A 26202-nucleotide genomic window follows, 5' to 3' on the forward strand; every position below is an offset into this window, starting at 1 on the left:
GCCGGGTGAGTATGGACTCCGGCTAACCGGCTCACGACCCGGGGAGCGCGAGGGGCCGGAGGCCTCTCGCCGGGGGTGCGGGGCTTGCCCCCGCTGTCACTGCCCGAGCCCTTGGCGCGTAGCGCCCCCCGCGCGAGGACCATGCCCTTAGGAGTGGAGGGTTTCGAGGACCTGGGGGCCGAACTTGGCGAGTTTGTTCTCGCCCACCCCACTGACCGTCCCCAGCTCCGGCAGCGTCGTCGGGTTGCGGGTGGCGATCTCGCGGAGTGTCGCGTCGTGGAAGATGACGTAGGCCGGAACCCCCGTCTCCTTCGCCGTGGCGGCACGCCACGCCCGCAGCCGTTCGAACCGGGGAGCCGCCTCCGGCGTCAGGTCCACCACCTCGCGGGACTTCGAGGAGCCACCACCCGAGCGGGACGGCGTGCGCGGCTTGAGGTCGCGGCGCAGGTTGACCTTCTGCTGGCCGCGCAGCACCCCCGCGCTCTCGTCGGTCAGCACCAGGGCTCCGTAGGCGGGTTCGACGGCCAGGATGCCCTGGGCGAGGAGCTGGCGGACGACTCCGTGCCACTCCGGTCCGGTCAGTTCGGTGCCGATGCCGAAGACGGTGAGCGTGTCGTGGCCGAACTGCTCGACCTTCGCCGTCTTCTTGCCCAGCAGGATGTCCACCGCCTGCCCCACGCCGAACTTCTGCCCGCGCTCCCTGGCCAGCCGCAGCACCGTGGACAGGACCTTCTGGGCGGGCACGGTGGCGTCCCAGGTCTCCGGCGGGGTCTGGCAGGTGTCGCAGTTGCCGCAGGGGGCGGTGCCCTTTTCGCCGAAGTAGTCGAGGAGCATGACGCGGCGGCAGGTCACGGTCTCGCAGAGGGCGAGCATGGCGTCCAGGTGGAGCGCCTGGCGGCGGCGGTGGGCCTCGTCGCCCTCCAGTGCCAGGCGGCGGTGCTGGACGACGTCCTGCAGGCCGTAGGCCATCCACGCGGTCGCGGGCTGGCCGTCGCGGCCGGCCCGGCCGGTCTCCTGGTAGTAGCCCTCCAGGGATTTCGGGAGGTCCAGGTGGGCGACGAAGCGGACGTCGGGTTTGTCGATGCCCATGCCGAACGCGATCGTGGCCACCACGGTCAGGCCCTCCTCGCGCAGGAAACGCGACTGGTGCAGGGCGCGGGTGCGGGTGTCGAGGCCCGCGTGGTAGGGGATGGCGGCGATGCCGTGGTCGGAGAGGTGCTCGGCGATCTTCTCCGCCGAGGAGCGCGACAGGCAGTAGACGATGCCGGCGTCGTCGGGGTGCTCGGTGCGGATGAAGTCGAGGAGCTGCCGCTTGGGCTCGCTCTTGGCGGTGATGCGGTACTGGATGTTGGGCCGGTCGAAGCTGGCCACGAAATGCCGGGCCTGCTCCAGGCCGAGGCGGGCCGAGATCTCGGCGTGGGTCTCCGGGGTGGCGGTCGCGGTCAGGGCGATGCGGGGGATGTCGGGCCAGCGCTCGTGGAGGCCGGAGAGCATGAGGTAGTCGGGGCGGAAGTCGTGGCCCCACTGGGAGACGCAGTGGGCCTCGTCGATCGCGAACAGGGCGACCTCGCCCTTCTCCAGCAGGCGCAGCGTCGAGTCGACGCGCAGGCGCTCGGGGGCCAGGTAGAGGAGGTCGAGCTCGCCCGCCACGAAGGCGCTCTCCACCCGCTGGCGCTCGTCGAAGTCCTGGGTGGAGTTGAGGAAGCCCGCGCGGACGCCCAGCGCGGTCAGCGCGTCGACCTGGTCCTGCATCAGCGCGATCAGCGGGGAGATCACCACACCCACGCCCGGGCGGACCAGGGCGGGGATCTGGTAGCACAGCGACTTGCCGCCGCCGGTCGGCATCAGGACGAGCGCGTCGCCGCCCGCGACCACGTGCTCGATGATCTCCTGCTGGCCTGGCCGGAAGGAGTCGTAGCCGAAGACGCGGTGCAGGACCTCCAGGGGCGTATCCATGCGGCTACCTTACGTGGCGAGGGGAGACGGGTCAGGGCGTTCGCCCACGGCGATCAGGCCGACAGGCCCCGTGAGACAAGGCGATCGTAGGCGATCAGGCCGACAGTCCCGGTGAGACAACAGGCGGCGACCGCGATCATGGCCACGGGGAAGCCCATCAGCGCCGCGATCGGGGGTGCCACGGCCTTGGCGACGGTGATCGGCAGGGCCAGGGCGCCGCTGATGGAGGCGTAGGCGGCGGTGCCGTACCTCTCGGCCAGGAGAGCGGGGCGGGCGATGGTGGCGACGCCGAAGCCCAGCCCGAACAGGACCACCGCGCCGATCGCCCCGGCCACGCTGCGGCCGGCGATCGGCAGCAGCAGCGCCGCGCCGCCCTGCAGCGCGAAGACGGCGGCGGCCACGGGCGCGACCCGGAAACGGCTCTGCAGGCCGGTCGTGACCACGCGGCCGGTCACCGAGAGCACCCCGAGCAGGCCCGCGACCGCGGCGGCGAAGACGGGGGAGTGGCCGAGCGTGATCAGGTACGTGACCAGCAGGATGCCCATGACCGACACCGCGCCGGTCTGCGCCAGGAAGGCGAGCGCCAGCAGCCAGAACGGCCGTTCGCGCAGGGCCGCGCCGACCGCCGCGCGCGAGGACGGCGGGCGTCCGGCCGCGCGCCTCCTCACGGTCAGCCAATGCAGGGGTACGGCCAGCAGCCCGTACCCCACCGCCAGGACGACCAGGGCGGTACGCCAGCCGTACCGCTCGACGAGCAGGCCCGTGACCGGCAGGAAGATGCTGGACGCGAACCCCGCGACGATCGTGACGGCCAGCAGCGCCCGCGGCCGCCGCGCCGCGTCGAACCAGGCGACGATCACCGCGAACGCCGCCTCGTACAGCACCATCGCCGACGCGACCCCGAGCACCGCGCAGACGAGATAGAGCTGAACGAGGTGCTGCACCTGTGACCAGGCGAGCAGCGCGCCCGCGCCCAGGGCGGAGCCGAGCGTCATCAGCCCGCGTCCGCCGCGCCGGTCGAGCCAGCCGCCGATCAGCGGCGCCACCAGCCCGGACAGCAGGATGGACAGCGTAAGCGCCCCGGTGAGCTGCGGCACGCCCGCACGAAGCTCCCGCGACATCGGCATGATAAAAACCGAAAAAGCGTAATAAAGCACGCCGAAGCCAGCGGTCTGCGTGATCGCCAGAGCGGCGACCATCCGCATCCCCTGCGGAGGAGACCCACGCCGATCCTCCACGATCACACTCAAGACCCTTCCCCCGAACAATCATGCTATGTGGTGATATGCATCACCTATGGGCTATGTCGTCACAGGAGGCAGCAAGGGCATCGGGCGCGCCATCGCCGAACGCCTGCCCGGCACCGTCGTCGTCCTCGACAGGGAACCCCCCGAAGGACACGACGACCGTGTGATCCCGGTGCTCGGCGACGCCGCCGACGAGCAGGTGGCGCGCGAGGCGGCCCGCCTGGCGGCCCCGCTGGCCGGCTGGGTCAACAACGCGGCCGTCTTCGGCGACACCTCCCTCCACGACGCCCCCGTCGAGCACGTGCGCCGCCTGATCGCCGCCAACCTCGACCTCGCCGTCGTCGGCTGCGCCGTCGCCGTCCAGACCTTCCTCCGATCCGGTACGGCGGGCGCCATCGTCAACCTCACCTCCCACCAGGCCACCAGGGCGGTGCCCGGCGCCCTCCCCTACGCCACGGCCAAAGCCGCCATCGAAGGCCTGACCAGATCCCTCGCCGTCGAGTACGGCAGGCACGGCATCCGGGTCAACGCCGTGGCCCCGGGCTCGGTGGCCACCGGCCGCTACGACCAGATGGCCACGCCGGAGATCGAGCGCGAGATGGCCCGCCTCCACCCGGTGGGCAGGGTGGCCAGGGCGGATGAGATCGCCGCCGTCGTGGCGTTCCTGCTGTCGGAGGAGTCGTCGTTCGTCAGCGGCGCGACGGTCCCGGTGGACGGCGGCAGGACCGTGCTCGGATTCGACCCCGAAGCCAGGGAATGAAAACCATTGCCACCTGGTTGAGGCGGCCATGAAGAAGAACCTGCACCCCGAGTACCGGCCGGTCGTCTTCCGCGACAAGAGCCTTCGCGACAAGAGCCTTCGCGACAAGAGTGCGGACTACGCCTTCCTCACCCGATCGACCAGGTCGAGCGCCCAGACGATCGAGTGGACGGACGGCCGCGTCTACCCGGTCGTGGACGTGGACGTCTCCTCCGCCAGCCACCCCTACTACACCGGCCGCGGCCGGGTCCTGGACACCGCGGGCAGGGTCGAGCGCTTCAGGCAGCGCTATGGCGGCAAGTAAGGGTGACCGTTCAGCCCGCGCCCGCCTGGGCCGTACCCGCGCCGAACCGCGGCAGGTCGGCACGGGCCGGTAGCGTCTGCCACTCGCTGGCGCCGGTCGTGGCCGCCGCGCTGAGCATGCTGCCGCGCGCCAGGCGCTCGGGCGGGGTGAGCCCGTCCAGGGCGGCGGAGATGTAGCCGGCCGCGAACGCCTCCTCCGACCCGGCCACGTCCACGACCGGCACCTGCGTGCGCGGCACGTCGTAGCGCATCCGGTCGGCGCGCACGCTGAAGCCCTTCGTGCCCCGGCTGACCACCACCTCGCGCTCGGGCGTGAGCGCGGGCTTGACCAGGTCGAGTTCGTCCTGGTCGACGAACAGCAGGTGGGACGCGCGGGCCAGCTCGCTCAGGACTTCCTCCGCCTCGCGTACCGACGGCCACAGCGAGGGCCGGTAGGTGACGGCGAAGGAGATCAGGGCGTCGGCGTTGCGCGCGGCGGTGACCGCGATGCGTACCGCCTCCAGGCAGTCGCGGCCGAGCGCCGCGGTGGTCCCGGTGATGTGGAGCAGCCGCGCGGCCCCGATCCTGTCGATCGGGACGTTGCCCGGCGACAGGCGGGTTCCGGCGGAACCGCCGTGGTAGTAGGAGGTCAGGCCGGGGTATCCGACCCGCGACTCCTTCAGCAGCAGCCCCGTTGTGGCGCTGTCGTCCACCCGGGTGTCGGCGATGTCCACGCCCTCTCCGCGCAGCACGGAAAGGGCTCGCGCGCCGAGCTCGTCGGCGCCCACCTTGCCGAGGAAGGCCACCCGGTGCCCGAGCCGCGACAGGCCTATGGCCAGGGAGAACTCCGGCCCGCACAGGTCGAGCCTGGCCTCGTTGTCGTGGCGGACCCGGCCGCTGGAGACGACACCCATGACGGCGCCCAGGGTGTAGACATCGGTCATGGAGCCTGACTGTAGCCGCACATAACGGATTTCTGCGCTTTACCCCTGGTCGGGACCGTGATCAAATATTTCTCGTAACTTTAGACAACCTTTTCCACTCCCGGTGCCTCAAAGTAGTAGAGGAGCTGGCTATCCCGAGCCGGCTCCAGAGAACGGGGAGAGGATTAGCACCCTCATGAAGAAGATCGCAGTAGGCGCCATCTCCGCCATGGTCGGCGGCGCGATGCTGCTGACCGGTGGCGCCGCTTCCGCTCAGCAGAAGACGTCATCCGTAGACATCCAGAGCATTTCGCCGAACCCGGTCGTCGTCCCCAAGGGCGGCGAGGAGGACGCGTTCATCAGGGTCAACGCTTCTTCGGACGTTGACAAGGTCGTCGTGAAGGTCCAGCCCGAGGGCGACAGCTTCCGCACTCTCAGCGAGAAGACCGTCACCCAGCACAGCTGGCGCTTCGCGGTGTCGTTCGACAGCAACGACCCTGAGGGCAAGTGGAGCGCCATCGCGGAGGCGTGGAAGAACGGCAAGAAGGTCGCCGAGGACAAGGCGTACTTCTCCGTCGACATCGAGGACGCGGGCAAGGCCGACACCCGGATCACCCGGTTCAACGCCGACCCGTACAAGGTCCGCAAGGGCAAGTACATCCACTACACCGGTCGCCTCCAGGTCAACGACGACGGCTGGGAGGGTGCTCGCGGCGAGAAGGTGAACATCTACTACCGCGCCAACGGCTACAGCACCTGGAAGTGGGTCGCCTCCGGCAAGACCGGGTGGGGCGGCAAGTTCTACGCCAAGTCGCGTGCCTGGAAGTCCGGCACGTTCAAGGCCGTCTTCAACGGCAGTGACGAGCTCAACGGCTCCGAGAGCCGTCGTGACTACGTGCGTGTCGTCCGCTGGCACCACTAAGCACTGAGCACCATCTGAGAGCCCGGTCCCGCGAGGGGCCGGGCTCTCGCATGTTCACGACGGCCTCAGCGAGGTAGCTAAAGGGTATGGAGCTGCTGAAAGACTTCGACCCGTTCGACATCTTCGACGCCGAGGCGGCGCGCCTGGACGCGTTCTTCTCCGGCCTCGACGCCGCCGGGTGGGACCGGCCCTCGCGCTGCGCCGGATGGTCGGTGCGCGACGTGCTCGGCCACCTCGCCGGGGAGGAGCTGTACAACCACGCCGCCCTCGACGGCACCGTGCAGCAGCTCATGACCCGCCTGGCGGGCGAGGGCGTCACCGGCTTCAACGACTTCAACGAGTGGTGTGTACGGCAGCGCCGCGCCGTACCCTTGACCGAGGTCCTGGCCGAATGGCGGGAGAAGAACGGCGAGACCCGCGCCCGCATGCGCGCCCTCGGCCGGGACGCGACGCTCGACACCCTCGCCGGCCCCTACCCCGTCGGCGACCAGACCTTCCACTACGACTCCGAGTACGCGACCCACGCCGACGACGTCGGCGCGCCCGTCACGGAGGCGGAGGTCGAGGGCAGGACGCTCTGGCGGGTCGCGGTGGGCCGCTTCGCCCTGGAGGAGCAGGACGCGAAGATCCAGGTCGAGCAGCCGGCCGACCACATCTGGGTGAACGCCGACGGCCACGAGGCCACCCTGTCCTATCCCGAGTTCGTCAACGCGACCGTGGGCCGTCCCGACGAGCGGACCGACCCGCGGATCGCCGGGGCACTGAGGTGCCTGGCCTGAGAGGAGGCCGATCATGTGGTTGCGCAACCGCGAGGGCACGGAGCCGCTGAGCGCGCGCAGCCCGGTGCGCGCCCGCCGGATCCTGTCGGTGGTCGCGCTGGTCGTGGGCGCTGCACTGGCGATCTTCTGCCTGCTGCGCGCGATGAGCACCGGCGAGGAGGTCTGGCTCTGGGAGGCGGCGATCGCCGGGTTCGTGGCCGTGGTGGCCGCGGCCGACCTCCTGGTGCTGCGCCACCGCCGCTAGGACGACATCTACGTAAGTGAGCGCAAGTCAGTGTAAATTCTTGCGTGAATAGTCGTATGATTTGCGCATGACGCGACGACTGGCAGAGGTGGCCAAGAAGGTCGGAGTGAGCGAGGCGACGGTCAGTCGCGTGCTCAACGGCAAGCCCGGGGTGTCGGATGCCACGCGGGAGGCGGTGCTGACCGCCCTCGACGTCCTCGGCTACGAGCGGCCGAGCCAGCTGCGCGGCGACCGGGCCAGGCTCGTCGGCCTGGTCCTGCCCGAGCTGCAGAACCCGATCTTCCCCGCCTTCGCCGAGGTCGTCGGCGGGGCGCTGGCGCAGCAGGGGTTCACGCCGGTGCTGTGCACCAGGACGGTCGGCGGGGTGACCGAGGCCGAGTACGTCGATCTGCTGCTGCAACAGCAGGTCAGCGGCGTGGTCTTCGCCGGCGGCCTGTACGCGCAGGCCGACGCCGCGCACGGGCACTACGAGCTGATCCTGGAGCGCAAGCTGCCCACCGTGCTGGTCAACGCCGCCGTCGAGCACCTGGGGTTCCCGCAGGTCTCCTGCGACGACACGGTGGCCGCCGAGATGTCGCTGGCCCACCTGCGCGCGCTGGGCCACGAGCGCATCGGCATGGTCCTCGGCCCCGCCGACCACATGCCCTCGCGGCGCAAGCTGGCCGTGTTCCTGTCGAGCGGCGGCGATCCCGAACTGGTCGAGCAGACGATGTTCTCGCTGGAGGGCGGGCACGCCGCCGCCGCCAGGCTGGTCAGGCGGGAGGTGACCGGCATCGTGTGCGCCAGCGACCTGCTGGCGCTTGGCGCGGTCCGCGCGGCCAGGCGGGCCGGGCTGTCGGTGCCCGAGCACGTCTCGGTCATCGGCTACGACGACTCCGCGCTCATGAACTGCACCGATCCGCCCCTCACCACGGTCCGCCAGCCGATCGACGCGATGGGCAGGGCGGCCGTCGACCTGCTGGTCGCGCAGATCGGCAAGGCCGCCGTGCCGGCCGACGAATTGCTGTTCGAGCCCGAGCTCGTGGTGAGGTCGTCGACCGCCCGCGCCTAATCGTTATCTTGCGTATATCTGTCGAGTTATTGCAGCCTTCTGTCCGCGAACCTATCGTGTGGGCCACACCACAGGGATCGCACCAGAAGGGTCAGATCCATGCAGAGCAATCGCAGAGCCCTGGCACTGCTCCTCATCGCGGGGCTTGCGGCACCAACGGCATGTGGCACGTCCACACCCGCCTCGAAGACCGAGGGCGGCAAGGTGACGATCAAGGTGGCGTGCCAGCCGGCCAAGAGCGACCCGCGCAACCGCAAGGTCTGGGACGACGACGTCGCCGCCTTCCAGAAAGCGCATCCGGACGTCACGGTCGTGAGCACGGACCAGCAGCCGTGCTTCGACCCCAAGACGTTCGGCCCCAAACTGGCCGGCGGCCAGGTGGAGACCGTCTTCCGGGTACCGGTGACCAACACCCAGGACGTGATCGCCAAGGGCCAGGCGCTCGACATCTCCGGCCTCACCGGTGAGGTGAAGAACTTCGCCGACTTCTCGCCCGCCACCATGACCCCCTACAGCGCGGGCGGGAAGGTCTACGGCATCCCGACCAGCACCTACAGCGTCGGCCTCGTCTACAACCGCAAGCTGTTCACCCAGGCGGGACTCGACCCGAACACCCCGCCCAAGACCTGGGCCGAGGTCCGCGAGGCGGCCAAGAAGATCGCCGGGATCGGCGCCGGTTACGTCGGCTACGGCGAGTACAGCGGCGGCAACACCGGCGGCTGGCACTTCAACCAGGCCATCTACGGCCGCGGCGGCGAAATGGTGACGCCCGACGGCAGGCAGGCGGCCTTCAACAGCCCCGAGGGCAAGGCCGTTCTGCAGTTCCTCAAGGACCTGCGCTGGAGCGACAACAGCATGGGCACCAAGCTGCTGGTCGGCTGGGAGTCGCTGATGCAGGCCATGGGCAGCGGCAAGACCGGCATGATGCTCGGCGCCCCCGACGTCGTGCCCGACCTGGTCAACAAGTTCGGCGGGCAGATCGCCGACTACGGCATCGCCCCGTTCCCCGAGGCCAAGGCCTCGCTGAGCGGCGGCGAAGGCTTCATGATCAACCCGAAGGCCACGCCGGAGGAGGCGAAGGCCGGACTGCAATGGATCGACTTCTACTGGACCACGCCGGGTCAGGGCGCCTTCAACTACGAGCGGGCGAAGACGATCGGCAACCCGGTCGGACTGCCCAACAACTCGCTGTTCGGCGACTCGCCGTCCGGCAAGAAGATCGCCGACCTGCAGAAGCAGCACGCCACGCTGCCGGTGGAGAACTTCTCGCCCTTCGTCGAGGGTTCTGCGGCGGTGCCGCCGAAGCTGGAGCCGCCGAAGGCGCAGGAGCTCTACGCCATCCTGGACGTGGCCATGTCCGCGGTGCTCAGCCGTAAGGACGCCGACGTGGACAAGCTGCTCACCGACGCGGAGAGCAAGGCCAACGCCGTCCTGGCCAAGAGCTGATGCTGATCGCGGATGCCGGGACGCGGCGGCGGGCACGCGTGCCGTCGCGGCTCGGCCGTTCCATCCGGCGCAACCTGACCGCCTACGGGTTCCTGTGCGCGGCGCTGGCGTGCTTCGCGGTGTTCGCGTGGTACCCGATGGTGCGCACGTTCATCCTGAGCTTCCAGCAGACCAACCTGATCGACGCGCCGACCTGGGTCGGGCTGGACAACTTCCGCACGGTGGCCGACGACCCGGCCTTCGGCGAGGCGTGGCTCAACACGCTGGAGTTCACCGTCCTGGCACTGCTGTGCGGGTACGTGGTGCCGTTCGCGATCGCGATCGTGCTCAACGAACTGCGGCACGCGCGGGCGTACCTGCGCTTCGTGGTCTACCTGCCGGTCATGCTGCCGCCGATCGTGTCGGTGCTGATGTTCCGGTGGTTCTTCGACCCGGGGCCCGGCCTGTTCAACCAGATCCTGGACGTGGCCGGCATCCCTCCGCTGGCCTGGCTCGACTCCACCAGCACCGCGCTGATCTCGCTGGTGATCGTCTCGACCTGGATGAACCTGGGCAGCGGCACGCTCATCTACCTGGCCGCGCTGCAGAACATCCCCGGCGAGCTGTACGAGGCGGCCGAGCTCGACGGCGCCGGGGTCTGGCGGCGTATCCGCCACGTCACGATCCCGCAGACGAAGCTGATCCTGCTGCTCATGCTGATGCTGCAGATCGTCGCCACGATGCAGGTGTTCATCGAGCCGTTCATGCTCACGCTCGGCGGACCGGAGAACGCCACGCTCACCGTCGCCTACCTCATGTACCAGTACGCCTTCGTCTACGGCGGCAACTACGGCGCGGGCGGCGCGCTGGGCCTCATGCTCATGCTCGTGCTGCTGGCCTTCGCCGCCGTGCAGTTGCGGCTGAACCGCCAGGACCGCCCATGACCCGGACGATCATCTCTCCGTTGCAGCTCGGCTCCCGCTGGGGCAGGCGCGTCTACTGGCTGGTGCTGGTGACCGTGCTGGTCACCTTCACCCTCGCCTTCGTCTTCCCGCTCTACTGGATGATCACCGGGGCGATGAAGACGGGCGAGGAGATCGCCCAGATGCCGCCCACGTTCTTCCCGGCCAACCCGAGCCTGGACGCCTTCCTGGAGGCGTGGGAGCTGTTCGACATCGGCACGCTCCTGCGCAACACCGGCGTCTACGCGCTCGGCGCCTGGGCCTTCACCATGGTCATCGACGTCACCGCCGCGTTCGCGCTGTCGAAGCTGCGGCCGATGTTCGGCGGCTTCATCCTCGGCGCGATGCTGGCCACGCTGATGATCCCGCCGATGGTGGTGCTCATCCCGCTGTACGTCACCGTCGTCGACCTGGGCCTGCTCAACACGCCCTGGGCCATCTGGTTCCCGGCGGCGGTCAACGGGTTCAACATCTTCCTGCTCAAACGGTTCTTCGACTCGATCCCGCGTGAACTGCTGGAGGCCGCCGAGATCGACGGGGCAGGCGCGGCGCGCGTGCTCTGGTCGGTGGTGCTGCCCGTCTCGCGGCCCATCCTCGGCGTCGTCTCCATCTTCACCGTGGTCAACGTCTTCAGGGACTTCGTCTACCCGTTCCTCGTCCTGTCCGACAGCGACAAGATGACGGTCTCCGTGGGCCTATCCCAGACGGCCGGCCAGGTGACCCAGAACGCGATCATGGGCGGCCTGGTGATCGCCAGCATCCCGACCGTCATCGTGTTCTTCCTTTTCCAGCGGCACATCATGGCGGGTCTCACCGCCGGAAGCATCAAGGGGTAACCACATGTCGCAAGCGTGGTGGCGGGGGGCCGCGATCTACCAGGTCTACCTGCGTAGTTTCGCCGACGGCAACGGGGACGGCGTGGGCGACCTCGCCGGGTTGCGGGGGCGGCTGCCGTACCTGAAGGACCTCGGTGTGGACGCGATCTGGCTCAACCCCTGGTACCCGTCGCCCATGGCCGACGGCGGCTACGACGTGGCCGACTACCGCGGGATCGAGCCGGTCTTCGGCACGCTGGAGGAGGCGGAGAGGTTCATCGCCGACGCCCACGAGCTGGGCATCAAGGTCATCATCGACGTGGTGCCCAACCACAGCTCCACCGAGAGCGCCTGGTTCAAGGAGGCGCTGACCGCGCCGGAGACGCGCGAGCGGTTCTGGTTCCGCGACGAGCCGAACGACTGGCAGTCGATCTTCGGCGGCCCGGCGTGGACGCAGGTGGCCGACGGGCAGTGGTACCTGCACCTGTTCGCCCCGGAACAGCCGGACTTCAACTGGGACTCGCCCGAGGTGCACGCCGACTTCGAGAACGTGCTGCGCTTCTGGTTCGAGCGCGGCGTGGACGGCTTCCGCGTCGACTCGGCCGCCCTGCTGTTCAAGGACGCCGAGCGCTGGGAGGACCTCGACCCCGTCCACGACGTCTACCGGCGCTGGCGGGAGATCGCCGACGAGTACGGCGACCGCATCCTCATCGGCGAGGTGTGGCTGCCCGACCAGGAGCGCTTCGCCCGCTACCTGCGTCCGGACGAGCTGCACACGGCCTTCAACTTCGACTTCCTGTCCTGCCCGTGGGAGCCGGCGGAGCTGCGCCGCGTCATCGAGCTGACCCTCACCACGCACACCCCCATCGGCGCGCCGCCGACGTGGGTGCTGTCCAACCACGACGTCACCCGCCCCGTCACCAGGTACGGCAGGGCCGACACCACCTTCGCCCACGGCGGCGCCCTGCACGGCACCCCCTCGGACCCGGAACTGGGGACGCGCCGCGCACGGGCGGCGGCGCTGCTGGCCATGGCCCTGCCCGGCTGCGTTTACGTCTACCAGGGCGAGGAACTGGGCCTCCCGGAGGTCGAGGACCTGCCGGACGCCGCCCGCCAGGACCCCATGTACGCCCGCTCCGGCGGCGCCAACCGGGGCCGCGACGGCTGCCGCGTCCCGCTGCCGTGGTCGGGCGAGTCGGCCCCGTTCGGCTTCGGCGGCCACCCGACCTGGCTGCCCCAGCCGGCGGACTGGGCGCCCATGACCGCGAAGGCCCAGACCGGCGACCCGGGCTCGATGCTCTCCCTCTACCGGACGGCCCTGCGCCTGCGCCACGAACTGCTCGGCGACGGCACCCTGACCTGGCTGCCCATGGGCCCGCACGTCCTGGCGTTCACCCGCGACTCCGGCCTGACCTGCGTGACCAACCTCGGCCCCGACCCCGTACCCCTCCCACCCGGCGAGATCCTGCTGGCCAGCGGCCCGCTGACCGGCGACCGCATCCCCCAGGACACCACCGCCTGGCTGATCTAGCATCGGGACGCGTGACCAGACTCACCCCTTCGCGCCCCGACCGGCTGGACCCGGACGCCCGCGCGGTCTACGACAAGATCACCTCTGGACCGCGCGGAGCCTCCGTGACCGACGCGAACGGCGCCCTCATCGGCCCGTTCAACGCCATGCTGCTCAGCCCGCCGGTCGGCGACGCGCTGCAGGAGCTCGGTGCCGCCATCCGCTACGGCTCCCGCCTCACCGGCCGCTGCCGCGAGCTGGCCACGCTGGTCGTCGCCAACCACTGCGACAGCGCCTTCGAACGCCAGGCGCACGAAAGACTGGCCCGCGACCTCGGCTTCACCGAAGGGCAACTGGCGGCGCTGCGCGCCGGTGAGGAGCCGTCACTCGACGACGAGGAGGAACTGGCCGTCCACCGGATCGCCCGCGCCCTGGTCACCCGGGGCGACCTGGACGAGGAGGAGTACACGCTGCTGGCCGCGCCGGTGGTGTTCGAGCTGACCACGCTGGTCGGCTACTACCGCACGCTCGCCCTGCAGATGCGCGTCTTCCGCGTCCAGTCCTAGGTTCTAGGCCGACTCGCGGATGATCAGCTCGGTCGGCAGGATGACCGGATCGGCCGGGCCGTTCTCGAACAGCGCCAGCAGCAGCCGGACCATCGCCGCAGCCTGGTCGAAGACCGGATGCTTCACCGTGGTCAGCGGCGGCTCGGTGTACTTGGCCGCCTCGATGTCGTCGAACCCCACCACCGCCACGTCATCGGGCACCCGCCGGCCCGCCTGCCGCAGCGACTGCAGCGCGCCGACCGCCATCAGGTCGTTGGCCACGAACACCGCGTCCAGCGCCGGATCGTCGTGCAGGAGCTGCCGCATCGCCGTCGCGCCCGACTCGCGGGTGAAGTCGCCCACCGCCACGATCGAGCGGCGGTCGGAGTCGCGCAGCACGTTGCGGTAGCCGGTCAGGCGGTCCTGCCCGGCGATCATGTCCAGGGGGCCGGCGATGGTCGCGATGCGCCGCCTGCCCGTCTCCAGCAGGTAGCGCACCGCCGACTCCGCGCCGCCCACGTTGTCGTTGTCGACGAACGGGATGTCCACCGGTACGGCCGGCCTGCCGTACGAGACGACCGGCACGCGCAGTCGCGAGACGGCGGCGGGCAGGGGGTCGGCGCCGTGCATGGAGATGAGCATGACCCCGTCGACGTGCCCGCCCGCGATGTAGCGCTCCACGCGCGCGTGGCTCTTGGCCGAGGAGGCCAGCATCAGCACGACCTGCTTGTCGGCCGACTCCAACTCGACGCTGGCCGTCCTGATCACCGTCGAGAACAGCGGATCCTCGGAGAAGACCCGCGTCGGCGGCTCCGAGACGACCAGCGCGATCGAGTCGGTACGCTGGGTGACGAGGCTGCGGGCCGCGCTGTTGGGCACGTACCCGAGCTCGTCGATCGCCCGCAGCACGGCATCGCGGATTCCCGGCGCCACGGTCGTCTGGCCGTTGACGACCCGCGAGGCGGTCGCGCGCGAAACCCCGGCCCGCGCCGCGACCGCCTCCAACGTCGGACGTTTCATCACGCTAGGAATCTACAGTCCGTTCCTGGCTATGACGTCGCGGTACCACAGGGCGCTGTCCTTGGGGGTACGCGCCTGGGTGTCGTAGTCGACGTGGACGATGCCGAAGCGGCGGCGGTAGCCCTCGGCCCACTCGAAGTTGTCCAGCAGCGACCACAGCAGGTATCCGCGCAGGTCGGCGCCCTGCTGCACGGCGTCGTGGGCGGCTCGGAGGTGGCTGTCGAGGTAGGCGAGGCGGTCGGCGTCGTGGACCCGGCCCGATTCCACGACGTCCTCGTAGGCGGCGCCGTTCTCCGTGACCATGAGGCCGGCCTGGGGGTAGTCGCGCGACAGCCGTACCAGAAGCCTGGACAGGCCGGACGGGACGACGGGCCAGCCCATCGCGGTCCTGGGGGCGTCCACGGAGGTGAAGGCCACGTCGTCCGAGCCGGGCCAGGCCGGGTCGGCGGGGGTGCCGGGGGCGGAGGCCACGAGGCAGGGGTTGTAGTAGTTGACGCCGATGAGATCCACCGGGGCGTTGATGAGGTTCAGGTCGCCGTCGAGGATGTGCGCGGTGCCGCCGTTGCGCTCGGCGGCGGCGAGCACCTCCCCGGGGTAGGCGCCGCGCAGCGCGGGGTCGAGGAACTGGCGGTTGAGCAGCGCGTCGATCCTGCGTACTGCCGCCGCGTCCGCCTCGGACGGCTCCGCCTCCGGATCGTTCACCTGGGCCGTGGTCAGGACGGGGGCGGCGTTGACCACCAGCATGAGACTGCGGGCCCCGGCGGCGCGCAGTTGCCTGGCTGCCAGGCCGTGGCCGAGCAGCAGGTGGTGGGCGGCGCGCATGGCGGCGGCGGGGTCGGTGCGGCCGGGGGCGTGCACGCCGTTGCCGTAGCCGAGGAACGCCGAGACCCAGGGCTCGTTGAGCGTGGCCCAGTGCTCGACACGATCACCCAGCCTCGCGTGTACGGCTGCCGCGTATTCGGCGAAGCGGTAGGCGGTGTCCCGGGTGGCCCAGCCGCCCCGGTCTTCGAGTGGTTGGGGGAGATCCCAGTGATAAAGCGTCACGTAAGGCGAAATTTCGGCCTTAAGTAGCTCATCCAGGAGTCTGTCGTAAAAGTCGAGGCCTGCCGGGTTGATCGCGCCCGAGCCGGTCGACTGGACGCGGGGCCAGTCGATGGAGAAGCGGTAGGCGGCCAGGTTGAGCTCGCGCATCAGCTTCACGTCGTCGGCGTAGCGATGGTAGTGGTCGCACGCGACGTCGCCGGTGTCGCCGCCGACGACCTTGCCGGCCGTTCTCGAGAAGGTGTCCCAGATCGACTGGCCGCGCCCGTCCTCCTTGGCCGCCCCCTCGATCTGGTAGGAGGCCGTGGCGGCACCCCAGACGAAGTTTTCCGGGAAAATCATCCCTTAACAGCTCCTTGCATGATTCCACCGATGATCTGCTTGCCGAACACGGCGAAGACCAGGACGAGCGGCAGCGTGCCGATCGCCGTCCCCGCCAGGCCGAGCACGTAGTCGTTGACGTAGCCGCTGGCCAGCGTCGAGAGCGCGACCTGAACCGTGGGGTTGTCGGGGGTCAGCACGACCAGCGGCCAGAAGTAGTCGTTCCAGGCCGACATGAACGTCAGCATCCCGAGCACCGCCATCGCGGGCCTGGCCACGGGCAGCACCACGTGCCAGAACAGACCCCACGTGGTGGCGCCGTCGACCCGCCCCGCCTCCAGCAGCTCGTTGGGCAGCGCGCGCTCCAGGAACTGCGTCATGAAGAACACCCCGAACGCGTTGACCAGGGCGGGCACGATCAGCGCGTACATCGTGCCGGTCCACTCGACCTTCACCATGAGCATGTAGAGCGGGATGATCCCGAGCTGGGCCGGGACCATCATGGTGCCGACCGTGATCAGCAACATCGCGTTCCTGCCGCGGAAGCGCAGCTTGGCGAAGGCGAACCCGGCCAGCGTCGACAGGAACATCACCGCCACCGAGATCGCCCCCGCCACCAGCACCGAGTTGGCCAGCGCCAGCGCGAACGGCACGGTGTCGAAGACGCGCGAGACGTTGGCGAAGAAGTTGCCGCCGGGCAGCAGCGGTGGCGGCACCTCGGCCAGCGCCGAGTTGTGCCGCGAGGCCACGACGACGCTGTAGTAGAGCGGGAAGGCGGAGAAGAAGGCGACGGCGATCAGCGTCAGGTACCGGAGCCGCATCACAGACCGCCCTTCATCCGGCGCGTGAGCAGGTAGTTGATCCCGGCCGCCAGGACCACGAAGAGGAACATGATCCAGGAGGCCGCCGAGGCGTACCCGAAGTCGAATTTCGTGAAGCCGTGCTCGTACACGAACAGCGAGAGCGTCTGGAACTGCCGGTCGGGACCGCCAGTCACGCTGGAGCCCCCGAACAGCAGCGGCTCGGCCAGGATCTGCATCGCGCCGATGGTCGAGACGATGACCACGAAGACGATCGTGGGCCGGATCATCGGCACCGTGATCCTGCGCAGCTGCGTGAGGTTCGACGCGCCGTCGATGGTGGCCGCCTCATACAGCTCTCTGGGTACGGCCTGCATCGCCGCGAGGAAGATCAGCGCGTTGTACCCGGTCCACCGCCACATGATCATGACGGAGATGGCGACGTGCGACGTGGCGGTGCCCGCTGCCCAGTCGATGGTGCCCACCCCGAACCAGCCGAGCATCCAGTTGATCAGCCCGAAGTCACGTCCGAACAGCTGGCTGAAGATCACCACGACCGCGACCACGCTGGTCACGTTCGGCAGGAGCAGGCTGATGCGGAAGAACGTCTGCATCCGCAGCGGCCGGTTGAGCAGGTGCGCCAGCCAGATGGCCAGCAGCAGCTGCGGCACCGTCGAGATGACCCCGATGGACAGCGTGTTGAACGTGGCGTTCCAGAAGTAGGCGTCACCGAGCAGCGTGCCGAAGTTCCCGAGCCCGACGAACGTGTGCACGTCGGACAGCAGTGTCCACTCGTGCAGCGACACCCATGCGGTGTAGAGGAGCGGGAACAGCCCGAAGGCGCAGAACAGCAGGAAGAAGGGGGCGACGTACGCATACGGCGACACCTTCATGTCAACGACGTGCCGTCTGCGCCTCCTGGAGAGCGCCCTCAGCGAGATGACGCTCATTTGATCTTCGCGACGTCCTGGAGAACCTGCGCCCACGCCTCGTCGGGCGACTGCTTGCCCTGCTCGACCCGGCCGAGGCCGTTGCCGATCGCGGTGCGTACGTCGGCCTCCTTCGGGCCGAGGTGCTGGGGCTTGAGCGCCTTGGCGGCGTCGGAGTAGATCTTGCCGATCGGGGCGTCGCCGAAGAACGGCTTGGTGAACGTCTGGATCGACGGGTCGTCGTAGAGCGCCGGGATCGAGGGGAAGGTGCCCTCCTCCTTGAAGACCCGCGCCTGGTTCTCCTTGGAGGTGAGGAAGTCGATCAGCTCGGCCGCCTCCTTGGCGTGCTTGCCCTGCTTGGGCAGCATCAGGTGGGAGCCGCCGCTGTTGCCGGAGCCGCCGGGCACGGCCGCGATGTCCCACTTGCCGGAGGCGTTCTTGGCCTGCTCCTGGATGTAGCCGGTCATCCAGGCCGGGCAGATGATCGTGGCGAACGAGCCCTTGGCGAAGCCGGTGTTCCACGGCGGGGAGAAGGCGGCCAGCTTGGCCGACAGGTTGTTCTGGGAGATCTGGTTGGACAGGTCCCAGGCCTTCTTCACGTCGGGGTTGGAGTCCACGATGATCTTGTCAGAGGTGTCGTACAGCCCGACGGGCGCCTGGTTGACCATCGCGCGGAAGATCTCACCGGGCGAGTCCACGAACTTGGCCCCGGCCACGTTGGCGGCCGCGAACTTCTTGCCGGTCTCGATGTAGGACTCCCAGGTGGGCCAGAGCCCCGCGACCTCGGCGCGGTCGGTGGCCAGCCCCGCCTTCTTGAACAGGTCCTTGCGGTAGCACATGGCCAGCCCGCCGACGTCGGTGCCGAGGCCCAGCACCTGCTGCCCGTCCTTGCTGATGCCCTGCTGCCACTTCCAGTCGAGGTAGTCGGCCTGCCGCTTGTCCAGCCCGAACTGCTTGAGGTCGTGGAACTTGCCGGTCAGCGCGGTGAACGTGCTGATGTAGCCCACCTCGACCGCCTCGATGTCGGCCGCCCCCGCGTTGGTCGCCAGCCGCTTGACCAGGTTGTTGTGGTGGTCGTTGAACTGCGTGACCTGTTCGACGATCTCGACGTTCGGGTGCGTCTTCTTGTACTCCTCATAGAGCGGCTTGAAGCCGAAGTCGCCGAAGAGGCCGACGGTGAGCTTGACCTTCTCGGCGGGCTTCGCGGAGGAGGCCGTGCCGGCGGTCTCGCCGCCGCCGCCTCCGCAGGCGGTGACGGCGAGTGCGAGCATCAGAGGTACGGCGAGCAGTCGCAGACGAGGGGTCATGGAAACCCTCCAAGGCTTTCCTGGGAACGATGAGAGAGCGCTCTCTCAGAGTTATCCCGCCCTTCACCGCAGCTCGTCAACGGAGGTTAGATAACGATCCGAGCGACATAAGAGAACGCTCTCTCAGTGCTCCCGGACTGTTTGCCCAGGTCGCGCCGGTCGTTTTACGCGTTGGGAGCGCTTTCACGCCACCCGCTCGCTGCGCCGTACCAGCCGGCGGGCGGGCAGGTCGTACGCCAGACCGACCACCGCGCACACCACCGCCACCGCCGCGGGCGCCAGCCAGAGCGGATGGGCCGGCCACGGGCGGCCGAGGAAGCCGATGCTCAGGAACATCAGCGGCACCGCGCTCATCAGCAGGCCGGCCGCCGACGCCGTGAGCGCGATCAGCAGCGCCTCCCAGCGGATCATCGAGCGGATCTGGCCGGGCGTCGCGCCGAGCCGCCTGATCGCGGTCAGCTCCGTACCCCGGGCCGCGGTGGTGGCGACCAGCCGGTTGGCGACCGAGACCAGCACGTACCCGAGCAGAACGGCCAGCACCGCGATGTTGATCCACAACTGCGCGGAGGTCTCGCCCGCCTGCGGCGAGGTGGCGGCGGAGGCGACGCTGAGCGCGGGCCAGCGCTCGTTCAGCTTGTTCAGCGCCGATGGGTCGGCCGTGCGCACGAAGACGGTCGAGTCGAGATCCGTGGTGGTGTGCCCGGCGACCAGGTCGCGCCCGAGCACGATCGGGCCGAGGCCGAGAGCCCGGCTGTAGGTGGCCACGACGCGGGCCCTGACCTTGGCGCCGTCGCCCAGCACGAGGTCGCGATGCTCGCCCACCGCGCCGGAACGCTCGTCGATCGCGATCGACGCACCCTTGAGATCGGCCAGGCTGCCCTTGGTGACGCCCAGGTCGACCAGGCCGCGCGCCTCCGGGCCGAGGACCATCGCGGAACGCGCCGTCGCCGACTCGGCGCCGTCGCCCAGGGCGAGGCCGCGTCCGATGACGGTCGTGGTCGAGGCGGTGACGGCCGAGGTCACGCCGGGCACGGCCCGTACCTCGCCGAGCAGGTCGCGCGGGATGCCGCCATAGGCGGGCGCGGTGATGACGGCGTCGGCCCTGAGCGTACGGGCGGTCTCGTCGGCCGTCGCCCGCATGACGGTGGTGTGGGTCAGCGCGTTGCCGGTGCCCAGCGTGATGACCATGCCGAGCGCGGCGACCGCGCCGGCCGTCCTGAGTGCGTAGCCGTGGGTGTTGGACACCGCGAGCCAGAGCGGCGGGGACACACGGGCGGGCAGCACCCGGACCAGCAGGCCGGTGGCCTTCTGCACCAGCTTCGGACCCGCCAGCGCCAGGCCGATCACCGACAGCAGGCCGCCCAGGCTCGGGCCGAGGATCGCGACCTCCCCGCGCAGGAACAACGGCATCGTCGACAGGCCCATGGCGGCCAGGATGATCAGCAGGCCGCTGTTGAAGCGTACGGCGCTTGGCCGGCGTGGCTCGCTCTGCGCATCGCGGACCGCTGCCACAGCGGGCATCTTGGACGCCGAGATCGATGCCGCCCAGGCTGACACCCGTATCACGCCGAGCAGGACCAGGGCCGCGGCGGCGGCCGGGATCGGGCTGTAGGTCAGCGGGAGCTCTCGGGGCAGCAGGCCCAGGTGGATCAGCAGGTCGCCGAAGTGGGCGGCCAGGTAGTAGCCGGCGGCGGCGCCGGGCAGCAGGGCCGCCACGGCCGCGGTCATGCCCTGGACGGTGACCAGCTTGCGCACCTGGCGCGGGGTCGCGCCGGCCGCGCGCAGCAGGGCCAGGTCGCGGCGCTGGCGGGTGATCGACAGCGAGATGCCGCCGCCCACGACGAAGCCGACGATGAGCAGGCTGATGCCGCTGATCGAGCTGGGCAGGGCTATGAGCATGCCGCGGGCGGCGGCCGTACCGGGGGACTCGGCGTCGCCCTTGCCCGGTCCTGTGCGGACCTCATAGCGTTCACCCACCTTGCGTTGTACGGCCTTGGCCAGGGTCGCTGGGTCGGTGCCCGGTGCGGCGCGCAGCGCGATCAGGTCGACGGTGCCCGCGCGGGGTCCGCTCGTCCGCCCGGCCAGCTCGGCGGCGGTACGGTCGGCGAAATACAGATCGGGCCCGTCGACCACACCGGTGACCCGGTACTCGCCCCGCCTGCCGCCTGCCACGACCTCGATGCTCGCGCCCTGCCGTACGGCCAGCGCCTTGGGCATCACGATCTCGTCACCGGCCCGCGGCGCCCGGCCACTGACCAGTTTCCCCCCGGCCAGAGCCGCAGAAGCCCACCCATGCCCAGTGCCCGCCACGGCATGGCCCGCCGATGCGGCGCCACCCTCCACCTCGCTTTTGGCGTCGCTCTTCCCGTAGCCCGGAGACGGCGCGTAGCGCTTGAGGTCGCCCAGAGCTGTGGCGGGGAAGCTCACGTCGCCCGTGGCCGAGGCGACGCCGTCGAGGTGGGCCAGTTCACCGGCCAACTCGGACGGCACCACGGCACGCTCGGGCAGCGCGACGGACAGATCGCCCTCCTGCGCGAGGCTCTGCGGGGCCGAGACCAGCACGTCGGCGTGGACGAGCCGCTGGCCGGAGATGTTCGAACGCAGCCCAGACTCGATGATCACGCCGGTCCCGGTGATCAGCGCCATGCCGCCGAACACCGCGAAAAAGGCCACGACCAGCCCGCCGAGCCCCGACATCGCGAGCGCGGTCCTGATCACAGCGCACCCCCCACAGCGTGTACGGCGAGCCCGCCCCGGGCAAGCTGGGTGAGCCGCGCGGCCAGGTCCTCCGCCGACGGCTCGGCCAGGACGTCGACCACCTTCCCGTCCGCCATCACGAGCGCGTCGTGCGCGCGAGCGGCGGCGGCCGGATCGTGGGTGACCATGACGACGGTCTGCCCGAGGTCGTCCACCAGACCGCGCAACAGGTCCAGCACCTGGGCGGCGCTGCGCAGGTCGAGCGCGCCCGTGGGCTCGTCGGCGAAGACCACGTCCGGCCGCCCGGCCAGCGCCCGAACGATCGCCGCCCGCTGCTGCTGCCCGCCGGACAGCTCCGCCGGCCGGTGACGCAACCGATCCTGCAGCCCCACCCGCTCCACCAACTCGCCGATCCAGGCACGATCGGGCCGCTTGCCCGCCAGCCGCAGCGACAACGTCAGGTTCTCCTCGACGGTGATCGCGGGCAGCAGGTTGTAGGATTGGAAGACGAAGCCGATGTGCTCGCGGCGCAGGATGGTGCGCTTGGTCTCGTTCAATGAGCCGACGTCGACGCCACCGATCGTGACCGAGCCCGAGGTGGGCTGGTCGAGGGCGGCGGCGCACTGGATCAGCGTGCTCTTGCCCGAGCCCGACGGGCCCATCACGGCCACGAACCGGCCCTGCGGAAAGCCGAGCGAAACGTTGTCGAGTGCCACGAGCTCGCCGTACTTCTTCGTGACCGAGGTGAGGGTGACGACGTGGCTCATGCCTTCCGCCCCGAGACGTGGCTGACGATGAGCCCGGCGATGCACGCGACGGCGACGAGCCCGGCGACGATGCCGATCGCCGCGGTTCCATTGAGGATGTTGTTGGCGATCACGTTCACCACCGCGCTCACCGTCAGGACGAGCCAGAGGACGGCACGGGTGGCGGTTCTGCCCACGGGGCTCCGCTTGCCGGGAGCGCTCTTCGGGCTGATGCGGTAGGGATCGTTCATGAGAAGAAACCCTAGAAAGCACCCTGAGCTGCGGGAATCCCGCGAGCTACCCACGTCGCGGTAGTGCAGGCGGTAAGAAGCTTCGTCCGATCCCCGACCAGCCCGACCGCAAGCTACACAGAACGCCCAGCCAACGCCGACCAACCCCGGCCACGACCCGCCCGGCCCGGTCCCAACCCGGCGGGCCCGGTCACGACCCGGCCGCACGCGGACCGCGGCCGGATGTTCCGCTGCCGGTTGGCCGTCGGCGAACTTGGGGCCCGAGCGCGTGCGGGGCCCCACGCTGCGCATACTGGTACACGACGCTGGAAAGGCGGCACCCGCGACGAGGCCGGAAGCGGTCTGGCCGGGATCCGCCGCCGAGTCGAGGCGCACGACGGAACGATGACCCTGACCAGCCCCGACGGAGGGCCGACCATGATCGAGGTGGAACTGCCGTGCGAGTCGTGATCGCCGAGGACGACGCCCTGCTGCGTGAGGGCTTGGTCCTGCTGCTGACCGGCGAAGGCATCGAGGTGGCCGCCGCCGCGGGGGAGCCGGAGGGCTTCCTGGCCGCCGTCGAGGAACACCGCCCGGACGTGGCCGTCGTGGACGTCCGCATGCCACCCACCCACACCGACGAGGGCATCAAGGCGGCGGTGGAGGCCAAGCGCCTGCATCCGGAACTGGGCGTTCTGGTGCTGTCCGCGTATGTGGAGCAGGCGTTCGCCACCGACCTGCTGTCCGTCGGCACCCGCGGCATCGGGTACCTGCTCAAGGAGCGGGTCGGCAAGGTCGAGGAGTTCCTGGACGCGCTGACCAGGGTCGGCGACGGCGGCACCGCGATCGACCCCGACGTGGTCGCCCAGCTCTTCGCCCGCCGCCGCGACCCCCTCGACCAGCTCACCACCCGCGAACGCGAAGTCCTCTCCCACATGGCCCAAGGCCTGGGCAACATGGCCATCGCCGAGAAGCTGGTGATCTCGGAAGGCGCGGTACACAAGCACATCCGCAACATCTTCGCCAAACTCGACCTGGCCCAGACCGACCGCGTGGACCGGCGGGTGGCAGCAGTACTCGCCTACCTGGACAACACACCCCCCGACCCAAACCCAACCAGATAACAACCCCACCCCTTTCCGTACAAGCCCCGGGCGCCGAAGACGGGCCTTGGGCAGGGCTGGGGGATCGGTGGGTGGGTTATGGGTTGGTGGGTTGGGGGTTGGGTTCTGGGGTTGGTTCGTGGTCCAGGGGGTGGGCTAGTTCGTCGGCGGGCATGCGGGCCAGCAGGATGGCGATGATGGCGATCGGGAGCGGCAGGATGCCGGCGATGATGAACGTCGGGGTCAGGCCGATGGCCACGCTTACCGGGCCGGCCAGGGCCATGGAGACGGGCATGAAGACCAGGGAGACGAAGAAGTCGAGGCTGGAGACACGGCCCAGGAGTTCCGGGGGTACGCGGCGCTGCAGCAACGTACCCCAGATGACCATCGGCGCGCTGAACAGGGCGCCCAGGATGAACGCGGCCAGGACGATCAGCCAGATGTTGGAGGCCACGCCGATGAGGATGAAGGGGAGGCAGGCCAGGCCCCACATGAGGTTCATGGCGGTCAGGTAGCGCTTGGGGAGTTTGCGGCTGGCCATCACCAAGGAGGCCAGGGCGCCGCTGATGCCGAAGGCGGCCATGACGATGGCGTGTTCCTTCGGGCCGCCGCCCGCGCCGTCCTTCACCGCGAACGGGATGAGCACCTCCATCGGGCCCATCGTCACCAGGATCATCAGCGAGGCGAAGAGCAGGGTGGCCAGGAGCCACGGGGTCTTCAGCATGTAGACGAAGCCGTCGCGCAGGTCCTTGGCCATGGATCTGATGGGGTGGCTGGTGTCTCCCTCGCTCTGGTCCCTGCGCAGCGGGACTGGGCGCATGAAGACCAGGAAGATCGTGGCCACGACCTGCGTACCGGCGCCTACCGCCAGGGCGGTGGCCGGGGACTGGGCGGCCACCAGGAAGCTCGCGATCGCCGGGCCGGCCGCCTGCATGACCACTGGGCGCAGGACGCCCTCGACGCCGTTGGCGGCCAGCAGGTGGTCGGCGGGGACGATGGAGGGGAGCATCGCGGAGTAGGCCGGGTAGTAGAAGCCGCTGCCTATGCCGCGTACGAAGGCGACCACGGCCAGGTGCCAGATCTCGATCATGCCGGTCAGGGCCAGGGCGGCGATCGCAGTGGCGGAGGCGGCGAGGACGAGCTCGGTGGTCAGGAGTACGCGGCGCTGCGGGACCCGGTCGGCGATCACACCGCCGAGCAGAACCGTGGCCACCATGCCGACCGCGGCGCCGGTGGAGACGATGGAAAGCTCGCCCGCCTTGCCGTCGAGGGCGATCACCTGCCAGACCATGGCCATCAGCCACAGGCCCTCGCCCAGCATGGACGCGGTGAGAGAGCCTGTCAGCAGTCGGTACTGGCCGTGCTGGAACGGGCGGAGCGGTCCGCGCAGCCAGCGCGCACCCTGTCCGGCTACGGGCTCGGTCATGGTGAGAGTCTCCTCGGGGAATGTGATGGGCACCACTATTGACCTCGGGACTGACAAAAACTCATCGGCCACCTGCGCTCCCCACCGCCCAGAGCCCATGGAGACCGAGCACCACAGGGATACCGGGAACCAGGGGAGGAGACGGCCGGGGCCGGAGGGGAGAGCGGCCGAGAGGGCCAGGGGAGCAGTCGGTAGCGGGCGGGCCACGAGGGCGGGCGCCGGGGACCGCGAGAGGGAGGGCGGGGTGGGTTAGGGGGTTAGGGCTCGGCCTACGATTCGGGCGTACATGCGGCCAGGACTGGGGTCGGGGGCGAGGAAGCCGGGGAGCATCGGCAGGCCCTGGGCCAGGGGGTCGAGGCGGCGGTACAGGGTGGCGGCGTCGGCGGGGCGGGATTCGGGCTTCTTCTCCAGCAGGGCGGCCAGGATCGCGGCCAGTTCGGGAGGCAGGCCGGGGATGTCCGGCGGCGACTCTTTCACCTGCTGTTCGAAGACCACGTAGTCGGTGGGGCCGGTGAACAGCTGGCTGCCGGTCAGCATCTCGTGCAGGACACAGCCCAAGGAGTACAGGTCGCTGCGCGGGTCGGCGAGGCCGCGCTGGATCTGTTCGGGCGCCATGTACGCGGGTGTGCCGAGGATCTGGCCGATGCGGGTGAACTGGCCGAGGTCGGTTTCGCGGAGCATGGCGAGCCCGAAGTCGAGGACTTTGACGCTGCCGTCCGGGCAGAGCATGAGGTTGGTGGGTTTGAGGTCGCGGTGGCAGATCGTCAGCGCGTGCGCGGCGGACAGGACGGCGGCGGCCTGGGCGGCGATGGCGCAGGCCCATGGCACCGGCAACGGCCCGTGCTCGCTGACGACGTCGGCCACGGTGACGCCCTCGATGAACTGCATGACCTGGAACAGTCGTTGTTCGTGCGTGCCGAAGTCGTACAGGACGGGGGCGCCGGGGTGTTCCAGGCGGGCGAGGATGCGGGCCTCGCGGATGAAGCGCCGCTCCAGTTCCTCGTCGTCGGCGCTGAATCCGCGCATGTGCAGGAGCTTCACGGCGACCCTGCGGTCGAGGTGGCGATCGTGCCCGGAGTAGACCGCGCCCATGCCGCCCTGCCCGAGCGGGAGGTCGTCGAGCTCATAGCGGTCGCCGATGACCATTCGCCCCTCCCCGCA

General features: G+C 69.8%; 25 protein-coding genes. 12 read left to right on the top strand and 13 right to left on the bottom strand.

Annotation, left to right across the window (positions count from 1 at the left end):
• Nucleotides 1-147 precede the first annotated feature (147 nt).
• Nucleotides 148-1956 (bottom strand): DNA helicase RecQ, encoded by a 1809-nt coding sequence (gene recQ / locus ACFWYW_RS01190; RefSeq protein ID WP_379608991.1) that lies wholly within the window; start codon nt 1954-1956, stop codon nt 148-150.
• A gap of 53 nt (nt 1957-2009) precedes the next feature.
• Entirely contained in the window at nt 2010-3161 is a 1152-nt protein-coding gene (locus tag ACFWYW_RS01195; RefSeq protein WP_379609347.1) for an MFS transporter, read from the bottom strand.
• 91 nt (nt 3162-3252) lie between these two features.
• Between ACFWYW_RS01195 and ACFWYW_RS01200 the strand changes: the two genes are divergently transcribed.
• Nucleotides 3253-3963 (top strand): SDR family NAD(P)-dependent oxidoreductase, encoded by a 711-nt coding sequence (locus tag ACFWYW_RS01200; RefSeq protein WP_379608992.1) that lies wholly within the window; start codon nt 3253-3255, stop codon nt 3961-3963.
• Between the two features lie 28 nt (nt 3964-3991).
• Nucleotides 3992-4267: a type B 50S ribosomal protein L31 gene (locus ACFWYW_RS01205; protein ID WP_379608993.1), complete on the top strand. Its 276-nt coding sequence runs from the start codon at nt 3992-3994 to the stop codon at nt 4265-4267.
• A gap of 10 nt (nt 4268-4277) precedes the next feature.
• Here the strand turns inward: ACFWYW_RS01205 and ACFWYW_RS01210 are convergent, their stop codons facing one another.
• Nucleotides 4278-5189 (bottom strand): sugar kinase, encoded by a 912-nt coding sequence (locus tag ACFWYW_RS01210; protein ID WP_379608994.1) that lies wholly within the window; start codon nt 5187-5189, stop codon nt 4278-4280.
• Between the two features lie 175 nt (nt 5190-5364).
• Between ACFWYW_RS01210 and ACFWYW_RS01215 the strand changes: the two genes are divergently transcribed.
• From ACFWYW_RS01215 to ACFWYW_RS01255, 9 genes are all read left to right on the top strand, one after another.
• Entirely contained in the window at nt 5365-6090 is a 726-nt protein-coding gene (locus ACFWYW_RS01215) for a hypothetical protein (RefSeq protein WP_379608995.1), read from the top strand.
• An 86-nt stretch (nt 6091-6176) separates the two neighbouring features.
• Entirely contained in the window at nt 6177-6869 is a 693-nt protein-coding gene (locus ACFWYW_RS01220; protein ID WP_379608996.1) for a maleylpyruvate isomerase family mycothiol-dependent enzyme, read from the top strand.
• 13 nt (nt 6870-6882) lie between these two features.
• A complete protein-coding gene (locus tag ACFWYW_RS01225) occupies nt 6883-7113 on the top strand; it encodes a DUF6343 family protein (protein ID WP_379608997.1) in 231 nt (76 codons plus the stop codon).
• Between the two features lie 67 nt (nt 7114-7180).
• Nucleotides 7181-8164 carry a LacI family DNA-binding transcriptional regulator gene (locus ACFWYW_RS01230; RefSeq protein ID WP_379608998.1) on the top strand — a complete coding sequence of 328 codons (984 nt, stop codon included), beginning with the start codon at nt 7181-7183 and terminating at the stop codon, nt 8162-8164.
• Between the two features lie 99 nt (nt 8165-8263).
• Complete coding sequence (locus ACFWYW_RS01235; RefSeq protein ID WP_379608999.1) at nt 8264-9610, top strand: extracellular solute-binding protein; 1347 nt, start codon at nt 8264-8266, stop codon at nt 9608-9610.
• The gene (locus tag ACFWYW_RS01240; protein ID WP_379609000.1) at nt 9610-10533 is read left to right on the top strand and encodes a carbohydrate ABC transporter permease; all 924 of its coding nucleotides are present in this window, start codon (nt 9610-9612) and stop codon (nt 10531-10533) included. Before ACFWYW_RS01235 ends, ACFWYW_RS01240 begins: the two co-directional genes overlap by 1 nt.
• Nucleotides 10530-11387 (top strand): carbohydrate ABC transporter permease, encoded by an 858-nt coding sequence (locus tag ACFWYW_RS01245; protein ID WP_379609001.1) that lies wholly within the window; start codon nt 10530-10532, stop codon nt 11385-11387. The genes ACFWYW_RS01240 and ACFWYW_RS01245 overlap by 4 nt, the downstream gene beginning before the upstream one ends.
• 4 nt (nt 11388-11391) lie before the next feature.
• On the top strand, nt 11392-12897 hold the full coding sequence (locus ACFWYW_RS01250) for a glycoside hydrolase family 13 protein (protein WP_379609002.1): 1506 nt from the start codon (nt 11392-11394) through the stop codon (nt 12895-12897).
• A gap of 11 nt (nt 12898-12908) precedes the next feature.
• Nucleotides 12909-13442: a carboxymuconolactone decarboxylase family protein gene (locus ACFWYW_RS01255; protein ID WP_379609003.1), complete on the top strand. Its 534-nt coding sequence runs from the start codon at nt 12909-12911 to the stop codon at nt 13440-13442.
• Nucleotides 13443-13445: 3 nt separating this feature from the next.
• Here the strand turns inward: ACFWYW_RS01255 and ACFWYW_RS01260 are convergent, their stop codons facing one another.
• From ACFWYW_RS01260 to ACFWYW_RS01295, 8 genes are all read right to left on the bottom strand, one after another.
• Nucleotides 13446-14441: a LacI family DNA-binding transcriptional regulator gene (locus ACFWYW_RS01260; protein ID WP_379609348.1), complete on the bottom strand. Its 996-nt coding sequence runs from the start codon at nt 14439-14441 to the stop codon at nt 13446-13448.
• A 12-nt stretch (nt 14442-14453) separates the two neighbouring features.
• On the bottom strand, nt 14454-15824 hold the full coding sequence (locus ACFWYW_RS01265; RefSeq protein WP_379609004.1) for a GH1 family beta-glucosidase: 1371 nt from the start codon (nt 15822-15824) through the stop codon (nt 14454-14456).
• Nucleotides 15821-16624: a carbohydrate ABC transporter permease gene (locus ACFWYW_RS01270; RefSeq protein ID WP_379609006.1), complete on the bottom strand. Its 804-nt coding sequence runs from the start codon at nt 16622-16624 to the stop codon at nt 15821-15823. Before ACFWYW_RS01270 ends, ACFWYW_RS01265 begins: the two co-directional genes overlap by 4 nt.
• Entirely contained in the window at nt 16624-17553 is a 930-nt protein-coding gene (locus ACFWYW_RS01275; protein ID WP_379609007.1) for a carbohydrate ABC transporter permease, read from the bottom strand. The genes ACFWYW_RS01270 and ACFWYW_RS01275 overlap by 1 nt, the downstream gene beginning before the upstream one ends.
• Nucleotides 17550-18839 carry an extracellular solute-binding protein gene (locus ACFWYW_RS01280; protein ID WP_379609008.1) on the bottom strand — a complete coding sequence of 430 codons (1290 nt, stop codon included), beginning with the start codon at nt 18837-18839 and terminating at the stop codon, nt 17550-17552. Before ACFWYW_RS01280 ends, ACFWYW_RS01275 begins: the two co-directional genes overlap by 4 nt.
• Nucleotides 18840-19022: 183 nt before the next feature.
• A complete protein-coding gene (locus tag ACFWYW_RS01285; protein ID WP_379609009.1) occupies nt 19023-21557 on the bottom strand; it encodes an FtsX-like permease family protein in 2535 nt (844 codons plus the stop codon).
• Nucleotides 21554-22303 (bottom strand): ABC transporter ATP-binding protein, encoded by a 750-nt coding sequence (locus tag ACFWYW_RS01290; protein ID WP_379609010.1) that lies wholly within the window; start codon nt 22301-22303, stop codon nt 21554-21556. Before ACFWYW_RS01290 ends, ACFWYW_RS01285 begins: the two co-directional genes overlap by 4 nt.
• Nucleotides 22300-22533: a hypothetical protein gene (locus ACFWYW_RS01295; protein WP_379609011.1), complete on the bottom strand. Its 234-nt coding sequence runs from the start codon at nt 22531-22533 to the stop codon at nt 22300-22302. Before ACFWYW_RS01295 ends, ACFWYW_RS01290 begins: the two co-directional genes overlap by 4 nt.
• Nucleotides 22534-22970: 437 nt before the next feature.
• Here ACFWYW_RS01295 and ACFWYW_RS01300 point away from each other — a divergent pair, with 437 nt between their 5' ends.
• Nucleotides 22971-23636 (top strand): response regulator, encoded by a 666-nt coding sequence (locus ACFWYW_RS01300; protein ID WP_379609013.1) that lies wholly within the window; start codon nt 22971-22973, stop codon nt 23634-23636.
• 76 nt (nt 23637-23712) lie between these two features.
• Here ACFWYW_RS01300 and ACFWYW_RS01305 read toward each other — a convergent pair whose 3' ends face one another.
• Together ACFWYW_RS01305 and ACFWYW_RS01310 are read right to left on the bottom strand one after the other, a co-directional pair.
• Complete coding sequence (locus tag ACFWYW_RS01305; protein WP_379609014.1) at nt 23713-25041, bottom strand: MFS transporter; 1329 nt, start codon at nt 25039-25041, stop codon at nt 23713-23715.
• Between the two features lie 249 nt (nt 25042-25290).
• Nucleotides 25291-26187 carry a serine/threonine-protein kinase gene (locus tag ACFWYW_RS01310; protein WP_379609016.1) on the bottom strand — a complete coding sequence of 299 codons (897 nt, stop codon included), beginning with the start codon at nt 26185-26187 and terminating at the stop codon, nt 25291-25293.
• Nucleotides 26188-26202 lie beyond the last annotated feature (15 nt).

Origin of the sequence: Nonomuraea sp. NPDC059023 (assembly GCF_042740095.1) — a bacterium.
Lineage (GTDB): Bacteria > Actinomycetota > Actinomycetes > Streptosporangiales > Streptosporangiaceae > Nonomuraea.

Bases quoted from the DNA above. Each gene is read 5' to 3' on its own strand.
- ACFWYW_RS01205 (WP_379608993.1), top strand. From the start codon at position 3,992: ATGAAGAAGAACCTGCACCCCGAGTACCGGCCGGTCGTCTTCCGCGAC.
- ACFWYW_RS01215 (WP_379608995.1), top strand. From the start codon at position 5,365: ATGAAGAAGATCGCAGTAGGCGCCATCTCCGCCATGGTCGGCGGCGCG.
- ACFWYW_RS01275 (WP_379609007.1), bottom strand. From the start codon at position 17,553: ATGAGCGTCATCTCGCTGAGGGCGCTCTCCAGGAGGCGCAGACGGCAC.
- ACFWYW_RS01270 (WP_379609006.1), bottom strand. From the start codon at position 16,624: ATGCGGCTCCGGTACCTGACGCTGATCGCCGTCGCCTTCTTCTCCGCC.
- ACFWYW_RS01240 (WP_379609000.1), top strand. From the start codon at position 9,610: ATGCTGATCGCGGATGCCGGGACGCGGCGGCGGGCACGCGTGCCGTCG.
- ACFWYW_RS01280 (WP_379609008.1), bottom strand. From the start codon at position 18,839: ATGACCCCTCGTCTGCGACTGCTCGCCGTACCTCTGATGCTCGCACTC.
- ACFWYW_RS01225 (WP_379608997.1), top strand. From the start codon at position 6,883: ATGTGGTTGCGCAACCGCGAGGGCACGGAGCCGCTGAGCGCGCGCAGC.
- ACFWYW_RS01235 (WP_379608999.1), top strand. From the start codon at position 8,264: ATGCAGAGCAATCGCAGAGCCCTGGCACTGCTCCTCATCGCGGGGCTT.
- ACFWYW_RS01200 (WP_379608992.1), top strand. From the start codon at position 3,253: ATGGGCTATGTCGTCACAGGAGGCAGCAAGGGCATCGGGCGCGCCATC.
- ACFWYW_RS01220 (WP_379608996.1), top strand. From the start codon at position 6,177: ATGGAGCTGCTGAAAGACTTCGACCCGTTCGACATCTTCGACGCCGAG.
- ACFWYW_RS01260 (WP_379609348.1), bottom strand. From the start codon at position 14,441: ATGAAACGTCCGACGTTGGAGGCGGTCGCGGCGCGGGCCGGGGTTTCG.
- ACFWYW_RS01290 (WP_379609010.1), bottom strand. From the start codon at position 22,303: ATGAGCCACGTCGTCACCCTCACCTCGGTCACGAAGAAGTACGGCGAG.
- ACFWYW_RS01310 (WP_379609016.1), bottom strand. From the start codon at position 26,187: ATGGTCATCGGCGACCGCTATGAGCTCGACGACCTCCCGCTCGGGCAG.
- ACFWYW_RS01295 (WP_379609011.1), bottom strand. From the start codon at position 22,533: ATGAACGATCCCTACCGCATCAGCCCGAAGAGCGCTCCCGGCAAGCGG.
- ACFWYW_RS01210 (WP_379608994.1), bottom strand. From the start codon at position 5,189: ATGACCGATGTCTACACCCTGGGCGCCGTCATGGGTGTCGTCTCCAGC.
- recQ (WP_379608991.1), bottom strand. From the start codon at position 1,956: ATGGATACGCCCCTGGAGGTCCTGCACCGCGTCTTCGGCTACGACTCC.
- ACFWYW_RS01265 (WP_379609004.1), bottom strand. From the start codon at position 15,824: ATGATTTTCCCGGAAAACTTCGTCTGGGGTGCCGCCACGGCCTCCTAC.
- ACFWYW_RS01230 (WP_379608998.1), top strand. From the start codon at position 7,181: ATGACGCGACGACTGGCAGAGGTGGCCAAGAAGGTCGGAGTGAGCGAG.
- ACFWYW_RS01245 (WP_379609001.1), top strand. From the start codon at position 10,530: ATGACCCGGACGATCATCTCTCCGTTGCAGCTCGGCTCCCGCTGGGGC.
- ACFWYW_RS01195 (WP_379609347.1), bottom strand. From the start codon at position 3,161: ATGCGGATGGTCGCCGCTCTGGCGATCACGCAGACCGCTGGCTTCGGC.
- ACFWYW_RS01250 (WP_379609002.1), top strand. From the start codon at position 11,392: ATGTCGCAAGCGTGGTGGCGGGGGGCCGCGATCTACCAGGTCTACCTG.
- ACFWYW_RS01305 (WP_379609014.1), bottom strand. From the start codon at position 25,041: ATGACCGAGCCCGTAGCCGGACAGGGTGCGCGCTGGCTGCGCGGACCG.